This is a genomic window from Streptomyces sp. 378 (assembly GCF_030124145.1).
GTDB lineage: Bacteria > Actinomycetota > Actinomycetes > Streptomycetales > Streptomycetaceae > Streptomyces.
In genome coordinates this window covers 1-872 of the sequence record NZ_JASKMS010000083.1, presented here as the reverse complement: position 1 = coordinate 872, position 872 = coordinate 1, and the positions used below count along the sequence as shown (strand labels likewise).

General features: G+C 67.5%; 2 protein-coding genes. Both read right to left on the bottom strand.

Translation table 11 applies throughout. The features are described 5' to 3' along the window. Positions 1-667: alpha-amylase family glycosyl hydrolase (locus QNO09_RS39595; RefSeq protein ID WP_283975064.1), on the bottom strand; the 667-nt coding region annotated here is incomplete at its 3' end. After that, positions 664-872: hypothetical protein (locus tag QNO09_RS39590; protein WP_283975063.1), on the bottom strand; the 209-nt coding region annotated here is incomplete at its 5' end. The genes QNO09_RS39595 and QNO09_RS39590, both read right to left, overlap by 4 nt.

Here is an 872-nt window from a genome sequence, read left to right as displayed (position 1 = left end):
GGTACGGCACCGCGTCCAGCCGGAACCCGTCGATGCCCAGGTCGAGCCAGAACTTCAGCGCGGCCAGGATCTCCTCCTGGACGCGGGGGTTCTCGTAGTTGAGGTCCGGCTGGTGCGAGAAGAAGCGGTGGAAGAAGTACTGGCCCCGCACCGGGTCGAAGGTCCAGTTCGACGTCTCCGTGTCGACGAAGATGATGCGCGCGTCCGGGTAGCCCTTGTCGTCGTCGGCCCACACGTAGTAGTCGCCGTAGGGCCCGTCGGGGTCCTTCCTCGACTCCTGGAACCACGGGTGCTGGTCGCTGGTGTGGTTCATGACGAAGTCGATGATCACGCGCATGCCGCGCTGGTGTGCGGCGTCGACGAACTCCACGAAGTCGGCGAGGTCGCCGAACTCCGGCAGCACGGCCGTGTAGTCGGAGACGTCGTAGCCGCCGTCGCGCAGCGGGGACTTGAAGAACGGCGGCAGCCACAGGCAGTCGACGCCGAGCCACTGGAGGTAGTCGAGCTTGGCGGTCAGGCCCTTGAGGTCGCCGACGCCGTCGCCGTTGCTGTCCTGGAACGAGCGGACGAGCACCTCGTAGAAGACGGCGCGTTTGAACCACTCCGGGTCACGGTCCCTGACGGGAGTGTCCTCGAAGGTGTCCGGCACGGGCTCGTTCACGGTCATGGCTTCTCCGTCCCTCCGTTCGCATGCGCGGCGGGCGGGGACTGGACGTGGAAGACGTGCGCGGGAGCCCGCCCCGGCTCCAACCGCACGTAGTTGTCGCGCCCCCAGTGGTAGGTCTCGCCGGTGAGCTCGTCGCGCACCGGCACCGACTCGTGCCAGTCCAGGCCGAGTTGCGGCATGTCCAACGAGACCGTGGCCTCCTGGG